Source organism: Prevotella lacticifex (genome assembly GCF_019973375.1).
GTDB lineage: Bacteria > Bacteroidota > Bacteroidia > Bacteroidales > Bacteroidaceae > Prevotella > Prevotella lacticifex.
Genome location: NZ_BPTV01000001.1, coordinates 1,553,866 through 1,579,053, shown reverse-complemented (window position 1 = coordinate 1,579,053; position 25,188 = coordinate 1,553,866). Strand labels below are relative to the sequence as shown.

19 protein-coding genes and 2 tRNA genes are annotated in these 25,188 nt (G+C 49.5%); 18 read left to right on the top strand and 3 right to left on the bottom strand.

Annotated elements, in window-relative coordinates:
• The first annotated feature begins 12 nt into the window (after positions 1-12).
• Genes LDN30_RS06215 through hisB form a run of 3 tightly spaced genes read left to right on the top strand, consistent with a single transcriptional unit; the run spans position 13 to position 2,546 of the window.
• A complete protein-coding gene (locus LDN30_RS06215; protein WP_223925899.1) occupies positions 13-729 on the top strand; it encodes an RNA methyltransferase in 717 nt (238 codons plus the stop codon).
• 1 nt (position 730) lies between these two features.
• Positions 731-1,474, top strand: a complete 744-nt coding sequence (locus LDN30_RS06210; protein WP_223929013.1) for a hypothetical protein — start codon at positions 731-733, stop codon at positions 1,472-1,474.
• Positions 1,467-2,546, top strand: coding sequence for a bifunctional histidinol-phosphatase/imidazoleglycerol-phosphate dehydratase HisB (gene hisB, locus LDN30_RS06205; RefSeq protein WP_223929012.1), 1,080 nt, complete (start codon positions 1,467-1,469; stop codon positions 2,544-2,546). Before LDN30_RS06210 ends, hisB begins: the two co-directional genes overlap by 8 nt.
• Here hisB and LDN30_RS06200 read toward each other — a convergent pair.
• Positions 2,481-2,975, bottom strand: a complete 495-nt coding sequence (locus LDN30_RS06200; protein WP_223929011.1) for a hypothetical protein — start codon at positions 2,973-2,975, stop codon at positions 2,481-2,483. The genes hisB and LDN30_RS06200 overlap by 66 nt on opposite strands.
• A 1,575-nt stretch (positions 2,976-4,550) precedes the next feature.
• Here LDN30_RS06200 and LDN30_RS06195 point away from each other — a divergent pair.
• The 14 genes from LDN30_RS06195 to LDN30_RS06130 all read left to right on the top strand — a co-directional run bounded on the left by LDN30_RS06195 (position 4,551) and on the right by LDN30_RS06130 (position 18,358).
• On the top strand, positions 4,551-6,041 hold the full coding sequence (locus LDN30_RS06195; RefSeq protein ID WP_223929010.1) for an IS1182 family transposase: 1,491 nt from the start codon (positions 4,551-4,553) through the stop codon (positions 6,039-6,041).
• A gap of 426 nt (positions 6,042-6,467) precedes the next feature.
• Positions 6,468-6,722 (top strand): BRO-N domain-containing protein, encoded by a 255-nt coding sequence (locus LDN30_RS06190; protein ID WP_223929009.1) that lies wholly within the window; start codon positions 6,468-6,470, stop codon positions 6,720-6,722.
• A gap of 5 nt (positions 6,723-6,727) precedes the next feature.
• Positions 6,728-7,240 carry a BRO-N domain-containing protein gene (locus tag LDN30_RS16585; protein WP_223925895.1) on the top strand — a complete coding sequence of 171 codons (513 nt, stop codon included), beginning with the start codon at positions 6,728-6,730 and terminating at the stop codon, positions 7,238-7,240.
• A gap of 311 nt (positions 7,241-7,551) precedes the next feature.
• Positions 7,552-7,624, top strand: a tRNA-Lys gene (locus LDN30_RS06180).
• A 25-nt stretch (positions 7,625-7,649) separates the two neighbouring features.
• Positions 7,650-7,722, top strand: a tRNA-Lys gene (locus tag LDN30_RS06175).
• Between the two features lie 321 nt (positions 7,723-8,043).
• Complete coding sequence (locus tag LDN30_RS06170; RefSeq protein WP_223929008.1) at positions 8,044-8,928, top strand: M48 family metallopeptidase; 885 nt, start codon at positions 8,044-8,046, stop codon at positions 8,926-8,928.
• A 59-nt stretch (positions 8,929-8,987) separates the two neighbouring features.
• Positions 8,988-9,437, top strand: coding sequence for an NfeD family protein (locus LDN30_RS06165; protein WP_223925893.1), 450 nt, complete (start codon positions 8,988-8,990; stop codon positions 9,435-9,437).
• 2 nt (positions 9,438-9,439) lie between these two features.
• Positions 9,440-10,399 carry an SPFH domain-containing protein gene (locus tag LDN30_RS06160; protein ID WP_223929007.1) on the top strand — a complete coding sequence of 320 codons (960 nt, stop codon included), beginning with the start codon at positions 9,440-9,442 and terminating at the stop codon, positions 10,397-10,399.
• A gap of 61 nt (positions 10,400-10,460) precedes the next feature.
• Positions 10,461-11,624 carry a UDP-N-acetyl glucosamine 2-epimerase gene (locus LDN30_RS06155; RefSeq protein ID WP_223929006.1) on the top strand — a complete coding sequence of 388 codons (1,164 nt, stop codon included), beginning with the start codon at positions 10,461-10,463 and terminating at the stop codon, positions 11,622-11,624.
• A 179-nt stretch (positions 11,625-11,803) separates the two neighbouring features.
• Entirely contained in the window at positions 11,804-14,395 is a 2,592-nt protein-coding gene (clpB, locus tag LDN30_RS06150; protein WP_223925890.1) for an ATP-dependent chaperone ClpB, read from the top strand.
• Between the two features lie 186 nt (positions 14,396-14,581).
• Positions 14,582-15,061, top strand: coding sequence for a hypothetical protein (locus LDN30_RS06145; protein WP_223925889.1), 480 nt, complete (start codon positions 14,582-14,584; stop codon positions 15,059-15,061).
• A gap of 30 nt (positions 15,062-15,091) precedes the next feature.
• Positions 15,092-15,547 (top strand): zinc ribbon domain-containing protein, encoded by a 456-nt coding sequence (locus LDN30_RS06140; RefSeq protein ID WP_223925888.1) that lies wholly within the window; start codon positions 15,092-15,094, stop codon positions 15,545-15,547.
• Positions 15,548-15,560: 13 nt separating this feature from the next.
• Positions 15,561-16,316, top strand: coding sequence for a tRNA (N6-threonylcarbamoyladenosine(37)-N6)-methyltransferase (locus LDN30_RS06135; protein WP_223925887.1), 756 nt, complete (start codon positions 15,561-15,563; stop codon positions 16,314-16,316).
• Positions 16,317-16,378: 62 nt separating this feature from the next.
• A complete protein-coding gene (locus LDN30_RS06130; RefSeq protein WP_223929005.1) occupies positions 16,379-18,358 on the top strand; it encodes an OPT family oligopeptide transporter in 1,980 nt (659 codons plus the stop codon).
• Between the two features lie 501 nt (positions 18,359-18,859).
• On the opposite strand, the gene LDN30_RS06125 is transcribed toward LDN30_RS06130, so the two are convergent.
• Together LDN30_RS06125 and LDN30_RS06120 are read right to left on the bottom strand one after the other, a co-directional pair.
• Positions 18,860-20,278 carry a transposase gene (locus LDN30_RS06125; RefSeq protein WP_223929004.1) on the bottom strand — a complete coding sequence of 473 codons (1,419 nt, stop codon included), beginning with the start codon at positions 20,276-20,278 and terminating at the stop codon, positions 18,860-18,862.
• A gap of 370 nt (positions 20,279-20,648) precedes the next feature.
• Positions 20,649-23,069, bottom strand: coding sequence for a TonB-dependent receptor (locus LDN30_RS06120; protein ID WP_223929003.1), 2,421 nt, complete (start codon positions 23,067-23,069; stop codon positions 20,649-20,651).
• A 133-nt stretch (positions 23,070-23,202) separates the two neighbouring features.
• Between LDN30_RS06120 and LDN30_RS06115 the strand changes: the two genes are divergently transcribed.
• The gene (locus LDN30_RS06115) at positions 23,203-25,170 is read left to right on the top strand and encodes an ABC-F family ATP-binding cassette domain-containing protein (RefSeq protein WP_223925884.1); all 1,968 of its coding nucleotides are present in this window, start codon (positions 23,203-23,205) and stop codon (positions 25,168-25,170) included.
• The last annotated feature ends 18 nt before the right edge of the window (positions 25,171-25,188 follow it).

The following is a 25,188-nucleotide window of genomic DNA, read 5'->3' as shown; positions in this document are numbered from 1 at the left end:
TATTTTTGCAATGTGATTTCAAAAAACAGAATAAAACTCATCAAGTCGCTGGCTACAAAGAAAGGCCGGCTGAAGACGGGGCTCTTCGTTGCTGAGGGGCCTAAAGTCGTTGACGATCTGCAAGCGGCGGGGTTCACCGCCGACGAGATTATCGACGATGATGCCGACGTGCGCCAAGTAAGTTTCTTGCAGCATCCACAAGGTGTAGTGGGCATCTTCCGATTTCCTAACTATGTGGCTGAGGAAGATACAGAGTGTGCTCCCGTCGTCGACAGCAGTAAGCTCTCGCTGGCCCTTGACGGCGTTCAGGACCCCGGCAACGTGGGCACCATCATCCGCATTGCCGACTGGTTCGGTATTGAGGACATTTACTGCTCCCACACGACTGCCGACTGCTGGAGCCCTAAGGTTATTCAGGCCACCATGGGCAGCATAGCCCGCGTGAGGGTGCACTACACCGACCTGCCGGAGCTGCTCAGGGCTCTCCCCAAGGGATTCCCCGTCTACGGCACATCGCTCGGCGGCAACGACATTTACTCTACGGATCTCGCTGCCGCCGGACTCATCGTTATGGGCAACGAGGGCAACGGCATATCGGCGGAGGTCATGAGTATCGTCAACAAGCCACTGCTCATACCCAACTATCCGCAGGGACGCACAACAGCCGACTCACTCAACGTGGCAATAGCAACAGCGATAGTATGCGCTGAATTCAGACGAAGAAATTAATATGGATCAGATATATAAATACCGCAGTTTCTCTGCAAGTCTGGCATCGGGATACAAACTCTTCCGGGCCAACATTCGTACAATACTTATCGGATCATGGATAGAGGCACTGGTCTTCGGAGTCATCCTCGGACTGACCCTTGTGGCCTTCTACTTCCATTATCTTCCGGCCGAAATTGCTGCCATCGCGGCTCTCGTGGTAGCCTCGATATTCTGGAACGGCCGACTGTTCCAGCTCATCGACGGCGGAAAACCGAAGGAAAAGCTATGGCGCGCCACCAAGGCCATGATGTGGGCTATACCATTCTTCGTCGTTCCGCTGATATGCATCCCATGTATCAACGTGGCTATGGAGACGATGCTCGAGGAACAGCCGAGACCCGTCAAAGCCCTGCTCACGGGTTTCAAGCACTGGGGCTACCTCTTCTCCACCCTGCTCATGAGCTGCATTATCATGGTGGCTCTATCGCTCGTCCTCTGTATACCTCTTTATATATGCGTCTACGGTATCATCTGCGACCATTTAGGGGTCAGCGGAGGTGACCCCTCAGGACTACCGGCACTGTTCCCGCTCATACTCTTCTTCGTCGGCGCACTGACGGGATTCTTCTTCCTCTTCGCACAGCTGTGGCAGACTTACGCCCTGGCCTATGCCCATGGAGCCATCCTCACACGCGACAACATCCAGCAGCAACGGAAACGGGAAAACACAAACAACGAAATCAAAGCAACAAAAAATGAATAAGATAAAGGTATTGTTCATCGACCGCGACGGAACCATCGTCGAAGAGCCCGACGACGAGCAGGTCGACTCATTCGGAAAGTTGAAATTCGTCGACGGAGTGTTCCGAAACCTCGGATTCATACGTAAGAAACTCGACTTCAAATTCGTCATGGTCAGCAACCAGGACGGGCTCGGTACCGACGCCTTTCCCGAGGAAACCTTCTGGCCGGTCCACAACTTCATCCTTCAGACTCTGCGCGGCGAGGGCATCACCTTCGACGACCAGCTCATCGACAACCATTTCCCCGCCGACAACTCGCCAATGCGCAAGCCCGGCATCGGAATGTTAGAGAAAGAATACATCGGCAACGAGAAGTACGACCTCGCCGACAGCTTTGTCATCGGCGACAGGGAGAGTGACGCACAGCTTGCAAGGAATATCGGGTGCAAGGCCCTCATCCTCGGCAAGGACGGAATGACATGGGACAAGATTGCCGAGATCCTCTTTGCCGGAGAAAGGGTTGCTGAGGTTAAGCGGACAACGAAAGAAACCGACATCTATATCCGGCTGAACCTCGACGGTTCGGGAAAATGCGATATCGACACGGGACTCGGATTCTTCGACCACATGCTCGAGCAGATTGGCAAACATGGTATGATGGACCTCACCATCCACACCAAAGGCGACCTCAACGTCGACGAGCACCACACTATCGAGGATACGGCCATCGCCCTCGGCGAGTGTATTGGCAAGGCCTTAGGCGATAAGCGCGGCATAGAGCGTTACGGGTTCTGTCTGCCCATGGACGACTGTCTATGCCAGGTGGCCCTCGATTTCGGCGGACGCCCATGGCTTGTTTGGGATGCCGATTTCCACCGCGAGAAGATTGGCGACATGCCCACGGAGATGTTCCTACATTTCTTCAAGAGTCTCAGCGATGCCGCACGAATGAACCTGAATATCAAAGCCGAGGGCACCAACGAGCATCATAAGATAGAGGGAATATTCAAGGCTCTCGCACGAGCCCTAAAGATGGCTGTCAGGCGCGATATCTATCACTTCGAGCTGCCCTCCACCAAAGGCCTGCTCTGAGCGAGGCATGGGGGAGCCCCCAAGCCTCCGCGGGTTGCTGTAGGGGCAATAGTTTTCTATAGCTCTTATAGCTCCTATAGCGTCTATAGTTCCTATAGCGTCTATAGTTCCTATAGCGTCTATAGCTCCTATAGCGTCTATAGCTCCAATAGCGTCTATAGCTCCGATAGCGTCTATAGCTCCTATAGCTCCTATAGCGTCTATAGCTCCGATAGCGTCTATAGCTCCGATAGCGTCTATAGCTCCTATAGCTCCTATAGCGTCTATAGCTCCGATAGCGTCTATAGCTCCGATAGCGTCTATAGCTCCTATAGAATAATCTTTGCATTCAGTTTTGGCAGGTGGGGACTGCCGAAATATATGATTGTCGTAGCGGCGGCGACCGCCCGGAGGAAATGGGATATTTGCGAGGATTCTTTCTGTCGGCAAAGGTAGCAAACAAAAACGCCGATTCCAAATTTCCGCCCTTTATTGCCGTTAAAATCTGTTAACAACAAGCCGTAACCCTCATTTTCCTGAATTTATGGTTTGCGAGGGGCGTAATTATTATTCGTTCACTGTATATATATCGTTTGGCAGGAGTGTCTCCTAACTGCTCATTGCTCATTACTCACTGCTCATTGCTCACTGCTCATTACTCACTGCTCATTACTCACTGCTCATTACTCATTGCTCATTACTCATTGCTCACTGCTCATTGCTCATGCGCCACACCGCCACACCGCCACATAAGGCCGGTTCTGACATTCGGCGAGGAAAGGACAGAAAATGAGACTATAGAGTAAAAATATATTATATTATTATATATTATTATATTATTTATATTATTAATAATCAACATTTTATATCTGCTATAACAATGGTATATTATTTTTACTTTTTTACACTTCACCGACATCGGATAGGTATAAACGTGGCGGTGTGGCGGTGTGGCGGTGTGGCGGTGCGACGCAATGAGTAATGAGCAATGAGTAATGAGCAGTGAGGTAGCGGTGTAGCGGATGAGGGGAGGAAAAGGGCGGGGAGTTGGAGGGTTCGGAAAAGGTTGTATATTTGCAAGTCGAAAATAAGAATGCTGATGAAAACAGAAATAGCGAAAACTCCTAACTCCTAAACTCCCCCTTGCTCACTTCTAATTGCTCACTGCTCACTGCTAATTGCTAATTGCTCATTGCTTTGCTCATTGCTCATGCGCTACACCGCTACACCGCTACACCGCTACATAAGGCCGATACAGACATGCGACGAGGAAAACACAGAAAATGAGACTATAGAGTAAAAATATATTATAATACTATATATTATATTATTATTTAATTTATTAAATATTAGCATTTTATGTTATTTGTTTGTTTATCTTCTTTTTTTACAAATACGCTTATTCCGACATGTGATAGCTATAAATGTAGCGGTGTAGCGGTGTAGCGGTGCAACGCAATGAGCAATGAGCAGTGAGCAATGAGCAGTGAGGTAGCGGTGTAGCGGATGAGGGGAGGAAAAGAAAAGGGCGGGGAGTTGGTGAGTTCGAAAAAGGTTGTATATTTGCAAGTCGAAAATAAGAATGCTGATGAAAACAGAAATAGCGAAAACCCCTAACTCCCCCCCCTACTTGCTCATTGCTCACTGCTAATTGCTCATTGCTCATGCGCTACACCGCTACACCGCTACATAAGGCCGGTTCTGACATGCGGCTTGGAAAATGGCAAAAGCCACTAACCATCCCTAATTTCTCTGCAAACCGCTGATAATAAGACATCTGCAGCACACATCCAACGTAGGGGTGGGGTTTATCCCCACCCTCGCTGCTGCGGGGTATTTGCTTTGTATCTTGTCCGCTGTTGGTAGGGCTGGGATAAACCGAAGCTGCTGAAAAAGTCCGGCAACTCTCCCAATTTGTGTGCTCTATGTTATATTTATGCAATTATGGCCTCAAAATAATCCCTGAAAAATTTGGCTATGTGACTGAAAATTAGTATCTTTACAACGTATTAAGATGACTTGAATATGCTGTCACGACAAACCAAACTCCAATTGAGTTCTTATAGCACAATTTACGATGTTGTTGTGCCAAAAACTCATAAGCTCAGAATTCTGAAAGATAAAATTGACTTCAATTTTGTCCGTGAAGAGGTGGAAAAGAAATACAATGTCAAAATGGGGCGGGCTGCTGAAGACCCTGTCAGAATGTTCAAATATTTGTTCCTGAAATGCCTGTACGGCATGTCGGACAGAGGTTTGATAGAACGTTGTATGTCTGACATGGCATTCAAATATTTCCTTGACCTCGCTCCTGAAGATCCTGTAATAGACCCCAGCCTGCTGAGTGTCTTCCGTCGCCAGCGTCTGGCCGACTCGAATCTGCTTGATTTCCTGATTACCAAGAGTGTTGCGCTGGCTGTTGACCTTGGTGTAATAAAATCCCGCACCCTGATTGTGGACGCCACGCACACGTGCTCGACCTACAATCCATTTGCGCCCGTCGAGATTCTCCAGCTTCGAAGCAGGAAGCTCAGAGCAAGCATATATGACAACACTAAAGAGCCTGACACATACCGGAAAATGTTTCCGGAGAAGCCGTCGGGCAAGAATCTTGAGGCTGAAATGGCGTACAGCCGCGAACTTATATCCATTATTCGGGAAAAGAAAATCATGAGCGACATACCCATTGTCGTAGAGAACGTTAATCTTCTTGAGGAGACGATAGAGGACATCGAGGACCACTTTACGACATCGGTAAAGGATAATGATGCCCGTGTCGGTCATAAATCAGAAGATTCTTTCTTCGGCTACAAGACTGAAATTATGACTACCCCGGAGTTGATAATCACGGCGGCCAATATAACTACCGGTGAGAAGGCTGATGGAAAAGAGCTGCGCACCCTTGTGCAAAAGAGCAAGAACAATCTGGGCGCAACCGAAGAAGACAAGAAGGTGGATGACGTGCTCGGCGACGGGGCCTATGGAGGAGACAACAATCTGAAACTTGCCAAGGAAGAGAAATTCACCCTTTATGCAAGGCCGAATCCTATGCTGTACAAAAGCAATGAGAATAAGGATGACGGTTTTGAACTCAACAAGGACGCTGGAATGTACACTTGTCCTGCCGGGCATTTAGCAGTGGGCAAGTCAATAATCAGATATAAGAAAAAAAGTAAGGGCAATGACAGACTACAGTTCAGGTTTGACCCCGATAAGTGCGAATGCTGCAAGCTCAAAGACAAATGCCTCAAGCAAGGCTCAAAGACGCGATACTACTCCATTCCGATAAAGACCCCAGAACAGGAAGAGCAAATGAAGTTCTGCAAGACCCCGGAATTTAGAGAACGAATAAAGGAGCGATTTAAGGTAGAACAAGTAAACGCGATACTAAAGAACGTATACGGCTATCGCAAGACTCTATCATATGGCATCTATAGTATGAAAATACAGGGTGCCATGACCATCTTTGCGTATAATTTAATGCGAATTTTGAAATTAACGCGAAAAAATGGCTAACGGGAGCCATTTTAGTCTTTCTTTCTTATAGACAGCCACAGAGGCTCTATAAGCCCCGTAACACAGTTAATTTTTCATTAGTCGAAAGCCAAAACTTGTACAAAAATGGCATGGCGTCAGGGCTGTATGGGCAGTATGAATATGCAATGCGAATTGAATTTATATAGCACATTTCTGAAAAAGGTACTTTTTCAGCAGCTTCGGATAAACCCAGCCCCTACAGAGTGCAGCAATGCAGCATACATCCAAGTAGGGGTGGGGTTTATCCCCACCCTCGCTGCTGCGGGGCATTTGCTTTGTATCTTATCCGCTGTTGGTAGGACGGGGATAAACCCCACCCTCGCTGCTGCGGGGCATTTGCTATGAATGCTCTGTAAGCACATGTCGATGAAGAAGATAAGATGGGGTTGCAAATCACCACCCAGTTTGGGAAAAAATACCGTCGCGTTTCACGACGGAATTCAAGAAAACCCAAACAAGACCATCATCAACGAGTCGGGTCTCTACTCCCTCGTCCTCTCCTCGAAGCTCCCTTCTGCAAAGCAGTTCAAGCGTTGGGTCACCGCCGAGGTGCTGCTCTCCATCCGCCGCCACGGGGCTTATGCCACGGCACCGACCTTGGAGCGCATCATCGCACAACCGAAGTTTGGCCTCGCACATAATCTATTAACTCAAAAATAAAAAAAATGAACAACGAATTGATAAATTTTCATCACGAGATGTTCGGTGATATCCGGGCAATAGAAAAAGACGGGGAACCGTGGTTCGTGGGAAAAGATGTGGCAGTGGCACTCGGATATGCAAACACAAGAAAGGCTATTGCAGACCATGTAGATGACGAAGACAAGGGGGTAACGAAATGTGACACCCCTGGCGGAGAGCAAAACGCAACCATCATCAACGAGTCGGGCCTTTACTCCCTCGTCATCTCCTCGAAGCTCCCTTCTGCCAAGAAGTTCAAGCACTGGGTCACCGCCGAGGTGCTGCCCTCCATCCGCCGCCACGGCGCCTATGCCACGGCACCGACGATAGAGAAGATCATCGCATCACCGGAGTTCGGCATCGCACTGCTCCTAACGTTCCAAAACGGAACCTTTGGAAGCCAGGACATAAGACAGAAGGGAGAAAATAGCAGGAAATACAAGAAGACTAAAGAGCAACCGTCGCAGTGTCGCACCGTCGCACCGTCGCATTTATAGGTATCGGAACCTTCTCTAACTCCCTTCCCCACTATAGGAATAATAGGAGCCTATAGGAAACAATGCGGTTCTAAATAGGAAATAATAGGGACCTATAGGAAATCAGAGGAGTCGATAGGCAGCCAAAGTACCCAATAGGAAATCATAGGGCTGAGGGTGAGATTCAAGGATTAAATGGCCAAAAGAAGGGTCGAAATAGTCTGTTTGGAGGCCGGGAACAAAGATTTTTTACTCAAAAACGAAAAAAAATCGAAATATTTTTTGCTGGTTACCAAAAAAAGCGTACCTTTGCACCCGCAATCAAGAAATGAGCGCCCTTAGCTCAGCTGGTAGAGCAACTGACTCTTAATCAGTGGGTCTAGGGTTCGAGTCCCTAAGGGCGCACAAATCGAAACAAAAATGATTGCAAGCGCCCTTAGCTCAGCTGGTAGAGCAACTGACTCTTAATCAGTGGGTCTAGGGTTCGAGTCCCTAAGGGCGCACAAAAGAGGAGCAACGATTGTTGTTCCTCTTTTTTGTTATACAATCCACAGTAGGCTTTATTTCAGACTGCGGCATCTCGGGGTGGTTGTTCCTCTTTTTTTGTTATACAAGCCACGATACGCTTTATTCTGAGTAGCATGTCGGGGTGGTTGTTACTCCTTTTTGTTATACAATCCACAAAGAGATTCCGATGATTTTTTGCTTTGTATCGTCAGATTCAGACAATTTTCCCAAATATATTTCGGCATTTTCTTGTTGCTTTTTCCAAAAATTTTTATTACCTTTGCAGTATTGATATAACAAAAAATTTTAATAAAAAAATGAGAAAGATAAAGTTCTTGTTGGCTTTGGTCTTAACCATGACCTTGTTCAGTTGCGGCACCACATCGACAGTACCAATCACCGGCCGTAAGCACAGCCTGTCGGTCAGCGACAGTCAGGTTCTTGCACTCTCCAACCAAGAGTACACTAAATATATGTCGACGGCAAAGCTCTCCACCAATGCCACTCAGACGGCTATGGTCAAGCGCGTGGGTCAGCGGCTGGCTAACGCCGTAGATAACTACCTGAAGAATAACGGCTATGCCAACGAGGTCAACAACTTCCAGTGGGAGTTCAACCTTGTGCAGAACGATGAGGTCAACGCCTTCTGCATGCCCGGCGGAAAGATTGTCGTCTACACCGGCCTCCTTCCTGTGACGAAGAACGAAACAGCCCTGGCTATCGTTCTCGGCCACGAGATTGCCCACGCTGTAGCCAAGCACAGTGCCGAGCAGATGAGCAAGCAGTATCGTCAGCAGGTAGCCACCAGCATCGGCGGTGCAGTGCTCAACCAGGTCAGCGCAGGAGCCGGCGATGTGGCATCGAATATTGCATCTACGGCCTTCTCCTTTGCCAACGCCAAGCACAGCCGCGCCAACGAGAGCGAGGCCGACCACATGGGGCTTATCTTCGCAGCCATGGCAGGTTACGACCCCAATGAGGCAGTGACTTTCTGGACACGCATGGCCAACGCCAACTCCGGCACTCAGCAGGCAGGTCTGCAGTCGTGGCTCAGCGACCACCCGTCGGACGAGAAACGCGTCAGAGACATCAAGGGATGGCTGCCCGAGGCTCTGAAATACTATCATCCATCAACGACGAAAACAACAACAAGAACGACGACCACAAAGACGGGCAAAGGCAAGACTAAGAGACGCCGGTAACCGTCAGGAGGGGCGAAAGTTCTTTACATCACCAAAACTACCAATAAATCCTAATTCCTATGCTATCCTACTTCGCAGACAATATGTGGCAGGCATGGCTCATCGTGAGCATAGTCTGTCTGATCCTTGAGCTCACCAACGGCGATTTCTTTATATTCTGTTTCGCCGTTGGCGGACTTGGAGGAATGATAACATCGTGGATCATCGACAGCACCATGTGGCAGGTAATCATCTTCGCGGCAGTATCAGTGCTGAGCCTCTTCTTCGTCCGTCCGGTCATGCTCAAATACTTCCACAAGAAGGACCACGACCGCAAGAGCAACTATGAGGCCCTCATAGGAAGGGTCGGCACCGTCACCGATGCCATTCCTGCCGACGGCTACGGATACGTCAAGATTGACGGTGACAGCTGGAAAGCCCATACCGACAACGGGCAGCAGGCCGCCGTGGGCGAGAAGGTTGAAGTACTCGAAATGAACAGCATAATATTAACCGTTAAAAAGATTTGATTATGGAACTCAGCATTGGAGCAATCGTACTGATTGTCATCGTCGTCCTTGCCATCGTATTGGTCAAGAAGACACTTGTCATCATCCCTCAGAGCGAGACAAAAATTATAGAGCGTCTCGGCCGTTACTACGCTACCCTGAAGCCTGGTATAAACATTATTATACCGTTCATCGACCGCGCCAAGGACATCGTGGCCCTGAAGAACGGCCGCTACACTTATACAAATACCATTGACCTGCGCGAGCAGGTGTACGACTTCGACCGGCAGAATGTCATCACCAAGGATAATATTCAGATGCAGATCAACGCCCTACTCTACTTCCAGATTGTCGATCCGTTCAAGGCTGTATACGAAATCAACAACCTGCCCAACGCCATCGAGAAACTGACCCAGACAACGTTGCGAAACATCATCGGTGAGATGGAGCTCGACCAGACCCTCACCTCCCGCGACACCATCAACACCAAGCTGCGCGGTGTTCTCGACGATGCCACCAACAAGTGGGGTATCAAGGTGAACCGAGTGGAGCTGCAGGACATCACGCCGCCGGCAAGCGTTCTCCAGGCCATGGAGAAACAGATGCAGGCCGAGCGCGACAAGCGTGCCACAATCCTCACCAGCGAGGGCGAGAAGCAGTCGCAGATACTACAGTCGGAAGGTGAGAAAGCAGCGAAAATCAACCGCGCCGAGGCCGAGAAGCAGCAGGCCATACTCATTGCCGAGGGTGAGGCCACAGCCCGCATCCGCAAGGCCGAGGCCGAGGCTCAGGCCATCGAGAAGATTACGGCTGCCGTAGGCAAGAGCACGAACCCGGCCAACTATCTTCTTGCGCAGAACTACATCAAGATGCTTCAGGAAGTGGCAAGCGGCGACAAGTCGAAGACCGTATTCCTGCCCTACGAGGCCTCAGGACTCATGGGCAGTCTCGGAGGCATCAAAGAACTCTTCAAGGCTCAGTAGCCAACTATAACGATAAACGAAGAATGCTGCCGACGACAAAGGCAGCGCTAACAATTAAGAAATGGAAATAGCAATATTCTGCGGTGCGAGGCCGAACTTCATCAAAGTGGCACCCGTCATCCGACAAATAACCAATTTGCAGAAACGGGGTGAGGCACTCACCTATACGCTCATCTATGCCGGTGCCGAGGACGACCCTACTCTCGAGGGCACCATCTTCGACGACCTCGACATTCAGCGTCCTGCCGTCTATCTGTCAGTGACTTGTCAGAACCTCAATGAACTCACCGGCCAGGTGATGGCAAAGTTTGAGGCCTATCTGCAGAACCACCACACCGATGCCGTCATCGTCGTCGACGACCTTGCCTCGACAATGGCCGCTGCCATCGTCACGAAGAAGCAGGGCATTCTCCTGGCGCATATCGCCGCCGGCACGAGATCGTTCGACATCAAGATGCCAAAGGAGATAAACCGTCTTGTCATTGACGGACTCTCCGATCTGCTCTTCACCGCCGGAATAAGCAACAACTCCATTGCCAACCGCGAGGGGGCAGAACTGTCGAAAGTCTACTGCGTTGGCAATATCCTCACCGACAATCTGCGCCACTGTCATAACGCCATTGAGGCTGCGGGAGCGGTGACAAGCAGGGATGTGCTCGAACCATTGGGACTTACGACCCACGACGGCAACGAAAACTGCACAAAACCACGCTACATCGTCTTCACGCTTAACCGAAAGGCCCTGCTCGCCGACAGAGACAATCTCTTAGCCATGCTAACGGGAATGCTGAAGGCCTGCGGCGACACACCAGTCATAGCACCACTGCGTAATCCGGCCGTAGAGACAATAACGTCGATCGGACTGCACCGCGGTCTTGACCTCCACAACTTCCATATCATCAACCCGTTGGGCTATCTGCCCTTCTCCTATCTCACCAAGCATGCCCTCGGCATTATCACCGACAGCGGTAATGTGGCTGAGGAAGCAACGTTCAACCAGGTGCCTTGCATCACGCTGAACAGCTACACCGAGCACATCGAGACGGTGAAGGTAGGAACCAATGTTCTCGTAGGCGAGGATGCAGACAAACTTGCCGAGGCCACACGGAAGATGGTCAGCGGCCAGTGGAAGCAGAGTGCTATTCCCGAGCGGTGGGACGGTCGCGTGGCTGAACGCATCGTCCAGACTGTCGTTGACACCGCCGAGAAATACTATCACAAGTGATTCCTTAGCTGCAAAACGTAGATTCTATTTATCACTTACTGATTATAATATCGGCAGAACGATGCGGTATCACACTGCCAATAAGTCATTAAAGCCCGACAAAATGTCACGTACGTTTTGCCGGGCATATTTTTTGACTCTTAGAGGGCAGAAATAACAAATTAAAGGAGGAAAAGATTATGACATTTGACAAGTTTACAATTAAAGCCCAGGAAGCAGTACAGAGCGCCATAAACAACGCTCAGCGCAATGGTCAGCAAGCCATTGAGCCAGTACACGTCCTCGCCGGTGTCATGGACAAGGGCAAGGATGTTACCAACTATGTATTCCAAAAGCTTGGCATCAACAGCCAAATTATCGACAGAGCCATCGACAACGAAATAAAGCATCTGCCTAAGGTCAGCGGTGGAGAGCCCTATCTCTCAAGCGATACCAACAAGGTGATGCAGAAGACCCTTGACATCTCACAGCGTTTCGGCGACGAGTTTGTATCCATCGAGCCCATGCTCCTCGCCCTGCTCACTGTCAACAGTCCGGCAGCAAGGATTCTGAAGGATGCCGGATGCACCGAGAAAGAGATGACCATGGCCATTCAGGAGCTGCGTCAGGGGCAGAAAGTTCAGACCCAAAGCGGCGACGAGAATTACAATGCCCTGTCGAAATTCGCTACGAACCTCGTCGAGAGGGCACGCGGCGGTAAGCTCGACCCGGTCATCGGCCGCGATGAGGAGATAAGACGTGTGCTGCAGATTCTGTCGCGGCGCACGAAGAACAACCCTATCCTCATCGGTGAGCCAGGTGTGGGTAAGACAGCTATCGTGGAAGGACTCGCCGAGAGAATCGTCCGCGGCGATGTGCCGGAGAATTTGAAGAACAAGCAACTTTACTCACTCGATATGGGAGCACTGCTCGCAGGAGCCAAATATAAGGGTGAGTTTGAGGAGCGGTTGAAGTCAGTAATAAAAGAGGTGACGAAATCCGATGGCGAGATAATCCTCTTCATCGATGAGATTCACACTCTCGTCGGTGCCGGAGGCGGTCAGGGGGCCATGGACGCTGCCAACATTCTCAAACCGGCACTGGCCCGCGGTGAGCTGCGTGCCATAGGAGCTACAACGCTCGAAGAGTATCAGAAATACTTCGAGAAAGACAAGGCCCTGGAGCGCAGGTTCCAGACGGTGATGGTCGACGAGCCGAGTGAACTCGACGCTATCTCCATCCTCCGTGGACTGAAGGAGCGCTACGAGAACCACCACAAGGTGAGAATACAGGATGATGCGTGCATTGCTGCCGTGAAACTCTCGGAGCGGTATATCTCCGACCGTTATCTCCCCGACAAGGCCATTGACCTCATGGACGAGGCGGCGGCAAAGCTCAGAATGGAGCGCGACTCGGTGCCGGAGGAGCTCGATGAGATTACCCGTCGGCTGAAGCAGCTCGAGATTGAGCGTGAGGCCATCAAACGTGAGAACGACACCGAGAAGATAGCACAGCTCGACAAGGATATTGCCGAACTCAAGGACAAGGAGCACTCCTACAGAGCAAAGTGGGAAAGCGAGAAAGCTCTTGTAAACAAGATTCAGCAGGACAAGCAGCAGATTCAGAACCTGAAGTATGAGGCTGAGCGCGCTGAGCGTGAGGGCAACTACGAGCGGGTTGCTGAGATTCGCTACTCGAAGCTGAAGGAACTCGACGACGATATTAAGAAAATCCAAGAGCAACTGAAGTCGACGCAAGGCGGTGCGGCAATGGTCCGCGAGGAAGTGACTGCCGACGACATCGCTGAGGTTGTCAGCCGCTGGACAGGTATACCGGTGACGAAGATGATGAAGAGCGAGAGGGAGAAACTTCTCCATCTTGAGGATGAGCTCCACAAGCGGGTCATCGGTCAGGACGAGGCCATCAACGCCGTGGCCGACGCTGTGCGCCGCAGCCGTGCCGGACTGCAGGATCCTAACCGCCCGATAGCATCATTCCTCTTCCTCGGCACTACCGGTACCGGTAAGACGGAGCTGGCCAAGACTTTGGCCGACTACCTCTTCAACGACGAGTCGATGATGACGCGTATCGACATGAGCGAGTATCAGGAGAAGTTCAGTGTCTCACGGCTTATTGGAGCGCCTCCAGGGTACGTCGGCTACGATGAGGGCGGACAGCTCACCGAGGCCGTAAGGCGCAAACCATACTCGGTAGTGCTCTTCGATGAGATTGAAAAGGCCCACCCCGACGTGTTCAACATCCTGCTGCAAGTACTCGACGACGGACGGCTGACCGACAACAAGGGTCGGACGGTGAACTTCAAGAATACTATCATCATCATGACGTCGAATCTCGGTAGCCAGTACATACAGCAGCAGTTCGAGAAAATCAACGACAGCAACCGCCAGAAGGTTGTCGACGATACTAAGGCTTACGTCATGGAGATGCTGAAGAAGACTATCCGTCCGGAGTTCCTCAACCGTATCGACGAGACGATAATGTTCCTGCCGCTGACGAAGAAGCAGATTGGAGGAGTCGTGGAGCTGCAGCTTGGCCGCGTCAAGAAGATGCTTGAGCCGCAGGGATTCGAACTGAAGTGGACACCGCAGGCCGTCGACTTCCTCTCCGATGTGGGCTACGATCCCGAGTTCGGTGCACGGCCGGTGAAGAGAGCAATACAGAAATACGTACTCAACGATCTCTCGAAAGCTATCCTCGCCGAGAAAGTCAACCGCGACAAGCCAATCATTGTCGACTGCTTCGGCGACGGACTGGTATTCCGCAACAAGTAAGAGCCAACCATCAGAGTAATGGTTTTATCATAAGTATTAGCCTTCCAAGGATTCCCTCGGAAGGCTTTTTTTATTTAAAATTTCTTGTATAATCAAATTAATTCCCACAATATCGCCATTCATTTTCAAATTCTTATTACCTTTGCCAATAAATTACGATTCACTAATAAAAGATTAACGACGAAAATGAAGAAAATTATTATGCTTTCGCTGGCCATTATGCTGGCACTGACAGTATCGGCACAAAGCGACTATACATATCTTGACGCTGTAAAGGCCCTCACCGAAACCGGTTCGCTGAAGACTCTCGGCGAAAAGGGCTATCAGATGAGGAAAGAGGCTCAGGGCACTACCCACGAGCTCTTCTTCACGAAAGGGAATATGTATCTTGGCGAAGACTTCGAGTGGCACGGAAAGGACAACAACAGCTCGCTGGTGAGAGTTTCCTATCTCGAAAACCAGCTCAAGAGCATCGACATTATCTACACCAACTCACAGAGCATCTCAACATCAGCCGACGAGTTGACTTACACTAAGCCGACACCGGCAGGTGAGGATACTGTGGGCACAAACAAAGTGTTCAAGTTCACCACCGACCAGCTCTATGTCACCCTCGAGATTCCCGAGGACCACTCTACGGCCACCTTTCATATAGAAAAGCGGTAATTAAGACTAACAAAGAAAATCCATCGTACGATGAGCGACAACAATAACGATCCTAAACTAAGCAAAGGACTGAGGATATTCATCGTTGTAGGAACGATAATCATTGTCCTCTTCAGCGCTTTCTACTACACGAGCCACAGCGGAGGCTCCGAGTACACGCGCACAGAAATAGAGCCCGACTCTAATCTTGCTGACAAGGAGCTCGTAGTCAAGCAGGACACCCTGCGCCGTGACACTGCTGCTGCCGACTCGGCCAACAAGGAAGAGGAGGAGCAGGCCAAGAAGCTGTACAACAGCATCAGAGGCAACGTAAGGCACCACAGCCACAACGTGGATAATACTGAGGAAGAGACCGACGATGGCAGTGCCGCCGACGCATCGGCCGACGCAGGCTCGCAGACTGACGCCGACAAGGCCACCGCAGCTCCCGCAAGTCCAAAACAAGAGCCATCGGCAAAATCGCCGAAAGTAGAAAACATTGAATAGCAGACGAAAAACGATGCAAGCTGAAAACCACGATTTCGACAAGATGATAAAGCCTGTGGCGGTATTCAAATCGCCCTACGGCTCCAAATTCGGTATTCCGCGGCAGAGTGGACTGACGGAGGCGGTAACGGGGCGCATCGTATTTCTACCACCATACAACGACCCCAATGCCATCCGCGGCATTGCCGATTTCGATTATTTGTGGCTGATATGGGGATTCTCGGCTAACGAGCCACAGCCATCAGCAACCCGTGAGGCCGACAACAACAATGAAACTGCAAAGGCCTCGACCGACGAAACCGACAGCCGCAATCTGCACCTCACGGTGCGTCCGCCACGTCTCGGCGGCAATGAGCGGGTGGGCGTTTTCGCTTCGCGCTCACCGTTCCGTCCCAATGGCCTCGGACTGTCGTCGGTGAGAATCCTCGGCGAGGACAATGGCGAGATTATCGTTGCCGGAGCCGATCTCATGAATGGCACACCCATCTACGACATCAAGCCCTACCTACCCTATGTCGACGCTCATCCCGATGCCAAAGCCGGATTCACCGATAAGAGAAAATGGGCCACATTAGAAGTGTCAATCCCCGATGATATCAGCGAGAAACTCACTGACAAACAGACTCGTGAGCTCCAGCAGATTCTGTCGCTCGACCCCCGTCCGCACTACCACCACGACAGCAACCGAATTTACGGCATGACCTATGCCGGCCATAACGTGAGATTCAAGGTTGAGGGCAATTTACTTACAATCGTCGAGATTATATAACATTTCTTTCGGTTTTGTTATCTTTTTGTTGTACCTTTGCGAACAAAACAAAGCAAAAAGAAATGGACAATAAAGAACAACAAAACATTGAGCTTCCTGAGAATGCCTTTCGCGAACTAAAGGAAGGTGAGGAGTACACCCCAATCATGAAACCCGACAGAGATTATCCTCAGGTCACGACGTGGTCGGTGACATGGGGACTGCTCATGGCCGTGCTCTTCTCGGCAGCAGCAGCTTATCTCGGTCTGAAAGTGGGACAGGTTTTCGAAGCCGCCATCCCCATAGCCATCATCGCCATCGGTCTCTCGCAGGCCACTAAGCGCAAGAATGCTCTCGGCGAGAATGTTATCATCCAGAGTATCGGTGCATGTTCGGGAGCCGTCGTTGCCGGTGGCATCTTCGTCATGCCGGCAATATATATGCTCGATTTACAGGCCGACTTCTTTAAGATTTTCCTCGCTGCAGCCCTCGGCGGTGTACTCGGAATACTCTTTCTGATTCCCTTCCGGAAGTACTTTGTCAAGGATATGCACGGAAAATATCCTTTCCCTGAGGCCACAGCCACAACGCAAGTGCTGGTATCGGGAGAGAAAGGCGGAAGTCAGGCCAAGCCCCTGCTTATGGCCGGACTTATCGGTGGTCTCTACGATTTCGTAGTCGCTACCTTCGGATGGTGGAATGAGAACGTGACCAGCCGAATGATTGGATTCGGCGAGACTATCGCTGACAAGGCGAAACTCGTTTTCAAAGTCAACACCGGAGCGGCAGTGCTCGGACTCGGATATATCGTCGGACTGAAATATGCCGCAATCATCTGCGCAGGATCCATCTTCGTGTGGTGGATAGTAGTGCCGCTAATGGCCATTATCTTCCCCGATACGGTCATGAATCAATGGGACCCCACCATCACCACCACTGTAGGCTCCATGAGTCCGGAGGACATCTTCTCCAATTATGGCCGCAGCCTCGGCATTGGAGCAATAGCCATGGCCGGAATCATCGGCATCGTCAAGAGCTGGGGAATCATCAAGAGTGCCGTGGGTCTTGCTGCCCGTGAGATGAAAGGCAAGGGAGCCGGCAGCGAGGAGATTATCCGCACACAACGCGACATCTCGTTCAAGGTCATTGCCATAGGCTCCGTCGCTACCCTGCTCATCACCTACGCTTTCTTCTTCTTCGGAGTAATGAACTTCAATCTTCTCCACGCCACGGTAGCCATCATCCTTGTGGCTGTCATCGCCTTTCTCTTCACTACCGTAGCAGCCAACGCCATTGCTATCGTAGGCAGCAACCCGGTGTCGGGAATGACGCTGATGACACTGATTCTTGCGTCGGTAGTGATGGTGGCCGTAGGATTGAAGGGTAACGCCGGCATGTTGGCGGCTTTGCTCATGGGTGGTGTCGTATGCACAGCACTCTCCATGGCAGGCTCGTTCATCACCGACTTGAAGATTGGTTATTGGCTCGGCACTACGCCAAAGAAACAGGAGACCTTCAAATTCGTGGGTACTATCGTCAGCGCAGCTACCGTTGCCGGTGTGATGATGCTGCTCAACGAGACCTATGGTTTTAAGGGTGATGCTCTTGCGGCTCCTCAGGCTCACGCTATGGCAGCTGTCATCTCACCGCTGATGAGCGGTCAGGGTGCACCATGGATATTATATGGTATCGGAGCCCTCATTGCTCTTATCCTCGATCGTTGCAAAGTACCGGCATTGGCGTTTGCATTGGGTATGTTCATTCCAATACAGCTGAACATTCCACTCATTGTCGGTGGAGCTGTCAACTGGTATGTGGGTAGTCGGTCGAAGGATGCAGCAGCTAACAAGGCTCGCGTCGACAAAGGTACTCTCCTTGCAAGCGGATTCATCGCTGGAGGTGCGCTCATGGGCGTTGTCTCAGCTTTGCTGAAGTTCGGAGGCGTCGACTTCGATTACAGTGCTTGGTGGGCTAACCACGCTTCGGAACTCCTATCGCTCGTGGCTTACATCGCTCTGATTCTCTACTTCGTTATCGCTACAAAACCCTCGAAGAAAGATTAAACAAGCAATTTCTATAGTTTCTTCATATCGACAGGAAATCGCGAGATAATCAGAGTAAGAGAACAAACATCGAGACTCTTTCGTTTAGGTTTTCTGTCGATACAGAGATTAATCTATAGCAAGGCTATTTCTCAAGCTTACCTGTAGCTTGGAAAGGAACAACACAACGCCAGACCGATATTGAAATATATTTACACCAATCAATTATATATCATTTTGGCTTCCAAAACGGTCCATTTCAGCTCGCGAAATGGACCGTTTTACGTTCTAAAACGGACCATTTTACAACGCAAAATGGCATATATTAGTAATGCGTTGATATTCAATATTATACGGAGAGAAGGCGATGAATAATAAAATATGAATTATTATTACCCCTATTCTCTTATCGTACCTTGCTTCTATCGAATATTTTAATTAAAGAAACCTCCATTTGAGACACTATACACCAAGCATAGCAACTAGCTCTTCTATATATTAAAGAAACCTCCATTTGAGACACTATACACCAAGCATAGCAACTAGCTCTTCTATATATTTAAGCATGGTTGCCGTACCCCATTTACCACCATCTTTGGTTCTCACCTTCTTGTATTTTGAAAGGTATCTGAATATAGCCTTGTAAGAATATTTCTTGCTTAGCCCCAGCTTGACAAACTCATTTTTAACCCTTGTCGTTATGACGACGGAGAGAAAATTAATCAGTTCGGTGGCATATACGCTGTAGTCGGAATGCACGTTTACCGTGTCACGGTCAACGATATTCTTGTATAGCCAGAACAGAGTCTCCACAGACCATCGCTGGGAATAGGCTAAATAGACGGTTAATGGGTCAAGGTCAGCTTTTGACTTGAAGACAATCAGACCGAATAAACCTTTCCTCTCGACATAGCTTTCTGCCTTGAAGTTATCTTTCTTGTTGGCATTCTGCACATATCCAATCTCCTGTTCGGAGGCTGCCTTCGGGTCGCGGAAAGAGTAGAGGAACTTGCCGTTTGACATTTTTTGCTTTTTGTATAGAATCGTTCCGTCCTTATAGTCTTTCAATGGCATTGTCGGCTCATCCATCTTGTAATTCTTTATGAACGCCGAATTCTGCTTCAACGGTATCAGGTATGCCAGTCCTTCCATCTTGTCGACTTTCTCAAAAAGCTTGTCGTTGTAGAAACCCTTGTCGAATACCATCAGACCATTCTTAATCTCATACTCCGCTACAAAGTCGTCTATCGCCGTCTGATCCAGCATGTTGCCTGCGTAAGGCTTTGCCGCTATGGGCTCACGCGTCAATGGGTTGAAAGCATACAGCAAGCTGATATCTTTGGAGCCTTTCTTCGCTCCCTTGCGCGAGAACTCCGACAGACTCCCCGTCTTGGCATTGTAGTCCTTGAGCATGCCATCGATAACCATGTCACCGCCGGTAAAGGTGTTCACCCTATTGCGCATGAACTCACAGATAAGGGAGTACGCCTTGCCTATCTTCACAAGAAACCCGGACACTGCCGTCTCAGACAAATGCACTCCCGGATACATCTCTGATGCAAATGAGCAGAGGTACTGTATCTGCAAGTCACGGTTCATGATGCCTCCATATGAAGCACGGAGCAAGGCAATGACATAGAGGCGCTTTGCATCGTCGAGATTCCAAACCTTGGCGAGTTCTTGAAGAAGTCCACTGCCGTACTTGTCACAGAGAGCCACCTCTCCATAATCTTTAATATCCACTTGATTTTTCTTGCGCATATATGAGCCCTCGACAAACTTGCCGTTTACAATTTCTCCTACCGTTCCTTGGTCTACGGGGATAGGCTTCCCGTTAATTCTTTTGCTCGTCCTTTTTATGACGACAAAACGACTGCCTCTCTGTCGGACTATCGTACTTTTGGGGCGGGCGACTGACTTTATCTCTTCTGGAATAGCCATAAATATGTATAGTATCTATATAATTAAAAGAACTATACAAAGGTACAAATAAATGGCCATATCTGCAAGAAATTACCAATAATATTGGCAAAAATAATTATGCAGAGACTAAAACAAGGGGAAGTTTAAACGGGCTTTCTACGAAAGAAAGCCCTTGCTAAGCCAGAAACGGCAAAGCAAGGGCCAAATTGTATAGTGTCTCAAATGGAGGTTTCTTTATTTAATGAAAGAACCGTAGAGTAAACATAAAAAAAATGCTCTCATAACTGAATATGAAAGCATTTTTTATGTTCAAATGAAGAAGCGTCAACTCAAATCACTACTCAAGACCGGTGTATCTTTAGAGTTCCCCTATATCAATCGAATACCACTAAAACTTATACTTGAAATCAACTCCAATCTGGAACGGATTACCCCTCTGTGCAAAGGTATACTTATTACCGGTGGCTGAGCTCTGAACGGCAAAAGTATTGAACTTTGTATCAGTAAGATTCTTTATCCACACGTTGATACCCAAGGGACCGAAATCGCCTGCGGCATGTACACCGACGACAGCATAGAAACGCTGCTTGATGTCGTTAGCCTCTGTCCACCAGGTCTGTCCCTGACAAGAGAGATTGGCACCGAAAGTTACGCTCCGCAGTGCCCAACGGCATGAAGGCTGCAAGAGTGCGGCCGGATCCACATCGACTTTATAATCAGCCGCGGCAGCGAGAGTATGCTGAGGAACGAAAGGCACATGCTTATTCTTATAGTCGACGACCTCACCCGTAGATGTCGAGTCGCGATATTTGTCAAATTCAGCACTCGTGAAACTATAAGAGAGTGTATAGTTCAGATGGTCAGAGGCAGCGGCTCCGCGGAGAGTCATCTCCATACCGGTACTATGACTTCTTCCGGCGTTTGTCATGATTCGTCCGAACCCGTAGTTGCCGGCCATCACCGACAATTGCTGATTACGGATCTGCATATAGAAAGTTGCCACATCGAGGTGAATCAGTCCGTTGAATAGATTCAGATGAGTACCAATCTCATAGTTCCAGCTCGTCTCCGGCTTGTATTGAATTGTCTTGGCTATACGGTCGTAGTCGGCAGCGTCATGATCAATAGTGACATTGCCTCGGGCGGTCTTCGCTTGCGAGTTTATCTCACTCTGGAGAATGTCGGAAAACATCTGGAAATTATATCCTCCGGCGCGATAGCCTTTCGACCACACAGCGTAAATATTGCTTCCGTTGTCGAGTTTGTATGTCAGCGCTGCCTTAGGCAGGAACTGACGGTAGCTGTCTTTACGGCTGTTGTTCAGCATGGAGCTGATAACTGACGATGCTTTTATGCCCATGACCTCAGCACTGGTCGACACTGACGAAGACGTAAGATAATCAATCTTCACGTGAGAGAAATCATAGCGGGCACCGAGCGTGAGGGTGAACTTCGGAGTGATATTGATGTTGCTCTCGTGATAAATACCGAGGTCAGCAGTCGGTGTATGGAAGAGTCCCGGCACATAGCCCATATCCATATTTATCACAGCAGGAATAGGAATTGCCGACTGCATTCGGCGCGATACCATTGTGTTCATGTCGGGGTCGAAATATACGTTTGCATCGGTTCTTAGCCATTGATAAGAAGCAAAAGCGCCGAAAGTCCAATGCCAGAAGCTGTTGTTTCGGCTTTTCACCGACAGCTCCTCTGACACAGAGTTTTCAAGCTGACGCTGAGTCATGTGCATGTAGTCGGCTGGCAGATAATCGATATCCATGAGCATGTCATCATGCAGAAACTGCCATGTGGTCATAGAATTGAACACAAATCCACGACCATCATACTTAACACCGAGACCAGTATTGAGCAAGTTTCGGCGGTATGTGCTCTGTCTGTTCTGCGACGGATGCTGAGTGCCGGCTTTGCGACCATAGAGCTCCGATGTTATCGGTGCTGAGGTTACTTCCTCTTTCGTCAGCAGACGACCATAGGGAAATCCATTTTGATTGACGTACTGGTAGTCGGCCATGAGATCGACTGACCACCCTGCTGCCGGGCGCCATGAGCTATGACCGCGGAATCCAAATTCGTTGAATTCGTCAGCCCTGTCACCGTTATAGTCATTGCGGAAGAATCCATTCTGTCCGTCGTAGAATCCAGCTAACGAGAAAGCAAACTTATCACTCAGCCGACGAAAATGGCTTACTTCAGCCTTACGCCAAAAAGCTGAGCCAACTGAGAGATCAACATAGGTGCCCTGATAGTTGAATGGGTTACGTGTAAACATACGCACAAGCCCTCCCTCTGTATTCATGCCATATAGAGAGCCTTGCGGTCCACGCAACACATCTATACGCTCAAGACCGTATGTATGGAAGTTGAGAGCGCTCTTACTCAATAATGGCATTCCATCGACGTAAACTCCCACCGCCGGCGAATTGACGCGCGAACCAATACCACGGATATACATCGACGAAGTATATCGCGAACCGTAATCGGGCATCGTAAAGGCGGGGACATAAGCAGAAAGCTGACGGAGATCCTGGGAGTTATAGTTCTGGATAGACAACGCTGAAATCGACGAGCTGCTCAGTGGTTGCTGACGCAGACGTAAGTTTTCCTTGGGCTGGTCGACGACCACAACCTCGTCAATATCATACACTCTTGAGGAGTCGGCGGGCGACGACAGACTCTCATTATCACCCAACACATCGGCGGGTACTTTTGCTCTTGTGGTGCTGCAACCCGGAAGGGGAGCACCAGCGGCCGTGAGAACGGCTAAGAGCACTAGGGTTCTCTGATTCATGTCTTTTCTGATGTTTTTTATTCCTAATGCGTTGCAAAGGTACAAATATTGTTATGAAATACAATACTAATGATTATCGAATTTTGCAATACGGGATATTATTAGTACCTTTGCGTCTTAAAATGAGAAGAAAATGATATCAATAGACCATTTAACCGTTGAGTTTGGAGCCAAGCCACTTTTCAGCGATGTCTCTTTCGTTGTCAACGACCACGACCGCATTGCTCTCGTAGGTAAAAATGGCGCCGGAAAGTCGACAATGCTCAAACTGCTTTGCGGCATCCAGAAGCCTACAAGCGGCAGCATCTCTGTTCCCACCGACTTCACTATTGGCTATCTGCCGCAGGTGATGAAGATTGCTGACGAGACAACTGTCAGAGAAGAAGCACGCAAGGCTTTCGCAAGCACCATTGCCATGCAGGACCGTCTGAAGAAGATGGAGAAGGAGATGGCCGAGCGCACCGACTACGAGAGTGATGACTACAATGCCCTCGTGGAGCGGTTCACTGAAGAGCACGAGCGGTATATGCTTCTCGGCGGCGACAACTACGAAGCCGAGATGGAGCGAACACTGACAGGACTCGGTTTTGAACGCAGCGACTTCGACCGTCCGACAAAGGAATTCTCCGGCGGATGGAGAATGAGAATTGAATTGGCGAAGATTCTCCTTGGCAACCCAGACGTATTGCTCCTCGACGAGCCCACCAACCACCTCGACATTGAGTCAATACAATGGCTGGAGCAATATCTTCAGAATTTTCAGAAAGCCGTTGTTCTCGTGAGCCACGACAGGGCTTTCATCAATAATGTCACCAACAGAACCCTGGAGATAACTTGCGGCCACATCGAGGACTATAAGGTGAAATATGATCAGTACATCGTCCTGCGCAAGGAGCGTCGTGAACAGCAGCTGAGGGCTTATGCCAACCAACAGAAAGAGATTGCCGACACAAAAGCATTCATTGAGCGTTTCCGCTATCAGGCCACGAAAGCTGTACAAGTGCAGCAAAGGATACGACAACTGGAGAAGATTGTGCCAATAGAAGTCGATGAAGTCGACAACAAGGTGATGCACCTGAAGTTTCCTCCTTGTCTGAGGTCGGGCGACTATCCGGTCATTTGTGAGAACGTACGCAAAGACTACGGACAGCACACGGTGTTCAGCGATGTCACGATGACAATAAAAAGGGGCGAAAAGGTGGCCTTTGTCGGAAAGAACGGCGAGGGTAAATCGACACTCGTGAAATGTATCATGGGTGAGATACCATTCACCGGGAAGTTGAAAGTGGGCCATAATGTTCAGATTGGATATTTCGCTCAAAATCAGGCGCAGCTCCTCGACGAGAATATGACGATATTTGAGACCATCGACAGTGTGGCTACCGGAGAGATGCGACTGAAAATCAATGACTTGCTCGGAGCATTCCTCTTCGGTGGTGAAACATCGGAGAAGAAAGTTAAAGTGCTGTCGGGAGGAGAGCGAAGCCGTCTGGCAATGATTCGGCTGTTGCTTGAGCCTGTCAACTTGCTTATCCTCGATGAGCCCACCAATCATCTCGACATGCAGTCGAAGGATGTTCTCAAGGAAGCCATAAAAGCATTTGACGGTACAGCTATCATCGTCAGCCACGACCGCGATTTCCTCGACGGACTTGTATCGAAAGTCTATGAGTTTGGAGGTGGGCACGTCACCGAGCATATCGGCGGCATCTACGACTATCTGAGAGCCCACAACGCCGAGACTATCGATGAGGCCATCCGACGCCAGACAGAGCAAAAGCCGGTTGAGAAAAGTTCTATCGCAGCATCTGCCGACACCGGTGCTACTGCCAAGCGCAGCAATGGAGCTCAGGACTACGAGGCTCACAAGGCTCAGCAAAAGAAAATCAGAAAAGCTCAAAAGGCTGTCGACGACTGTGAGAAGCGAATAGCAAAGATGGAATCGAGGGTTAAGGAACTCGACATGATGTTCAACGAGCCTGAGAATGCGAGCAACGTAGGACTCATAACTGAGTATACCGAACTCAAAAGGGCTCTCGACAAAGAAAACGACTACTGGCTCCAGCTCTCCGAAGAGCTTGAGAATTTAAAGGCCTCATAACGATTGCCAAGTCATAAA

What these genes read in the sequence shown, in the direction of transcription:
- LDN30_RS06130 (WP_223929005.1), top strand. Translation starts at nt 16,379, where the DNA reads ATGGACAATAAAGAACAACAAAACATTGAGCTTCCTGAGAATGCCTTT.
- LDN30_RS06170 (WP_223929008.1), top strand. Translation starts at nt 8,044, where the DNA reads ATGAGAAAGATAAAGTTCTTGTTGGCTTTGGTCTTAACCATGACCTTG.
- LDN30_RS06160 (WP_223929007.1), top strand. Translation starts at nt 9,440, where the DNA reads ATGGAACTCAGCATTGGAGCAATCGTACTGATTGTCATCGTCGTCCTT.
- LDN30_RS06210 (WP_223929013.1), top strand. Translation starts at nt 731, where the DNA reads ATGGATCAGATATATAAATACCGCAGTTTCTCTGCAAGTCTGGCATCG.
- hisB (WP_223929012.1), top strand. Translation starts at nt 1,467, where the DNA reads ATGAATAAGATAAAGGTATTGTTCATCGACCGCGACGGAACCATCGTC.
- LDN30_RS06115 (WP_223925884.1), top strand. Translation starts at nt 23,203, where the DNA reads ATGATATCAATAGACCATTTAACCGTTGAGTTTGGAGCCAAGCCACTT.
- clpB (WP_223925890.1), top strand. Translation starts at nt 11,804, where the DNA reads ATGACATTTGACAAGTTTACAATTAAAGCCCAGGAAGCAGTACAGAGC.
- LDN30_RS06165 (WP_223925893.1), top strand. Translation starts at nt 8,988, where the DNA reads ATGCTATCCTACTTCGCAGACAATATGTGGCAGGCATGGCTCATCGTG.
- LDN30_RS06195 (WP_223929010.1), top strand. Translation starts at nt 4,551, where the DNA reads ATGCTGTCACGACAAACCAAACTCCAATTGAGTTCTTATAGCACAATT.
- LDN30_RS06140 (WP_223925888.1), top strand. Translation starts at nt 15,092, where the DNA reads ATGAGCGACAACAATAACGATCCTAAACTAAGCAAAGGACTGAGGATA.
- LDN30_RS16585 (WP_223925895.1), top strand. Translation starts at nt 6,728, where the DNA reads ATGAACAACGAATTGATAAATTTTCATCACGAGATGTTCGGTGATATC.
- LDN30_RS06135 (WP_223925887.1), top strand. Translation starts at nt 15,561, where the DNA reads ATGCAAGCTGAAAACCACGATTTCGACAAGATGATAAAGCCTGTGGCG.
- LDN30_RS06125 (WP_223929004.1), bottom strand. Translation starts at nt 20,278, where the DNA reads ATGGCTATTCCAGAAGAGATAAAGTCAGTCGCCCGCCCCAAAAGTACG.
- LDN30_RS06145 (WP_223925889.1), top strand. Translation starts at nt 14,582, where the DNA reads ATGAAGAAAATTATTATGCTTTCGCTGGCCATTATGCTGGCACTGACA.
- LDN30_RS06155 (WP_223929006.1), top strand. Translation starts at nt 10,461, where the DNA reads ATGGAAATAGCAATATTCTGCGGTGCGAGGCCGAACTTCATCAAAGTG.
- LDN30_RS06120 (WP_223929003.1), bottom strand. Translation starts at nt 23,069, where the DNA reads ATGAATCAGAGAACCCTAGTGCTCTTAGCCGTTCTCACGGCCGCTGGT.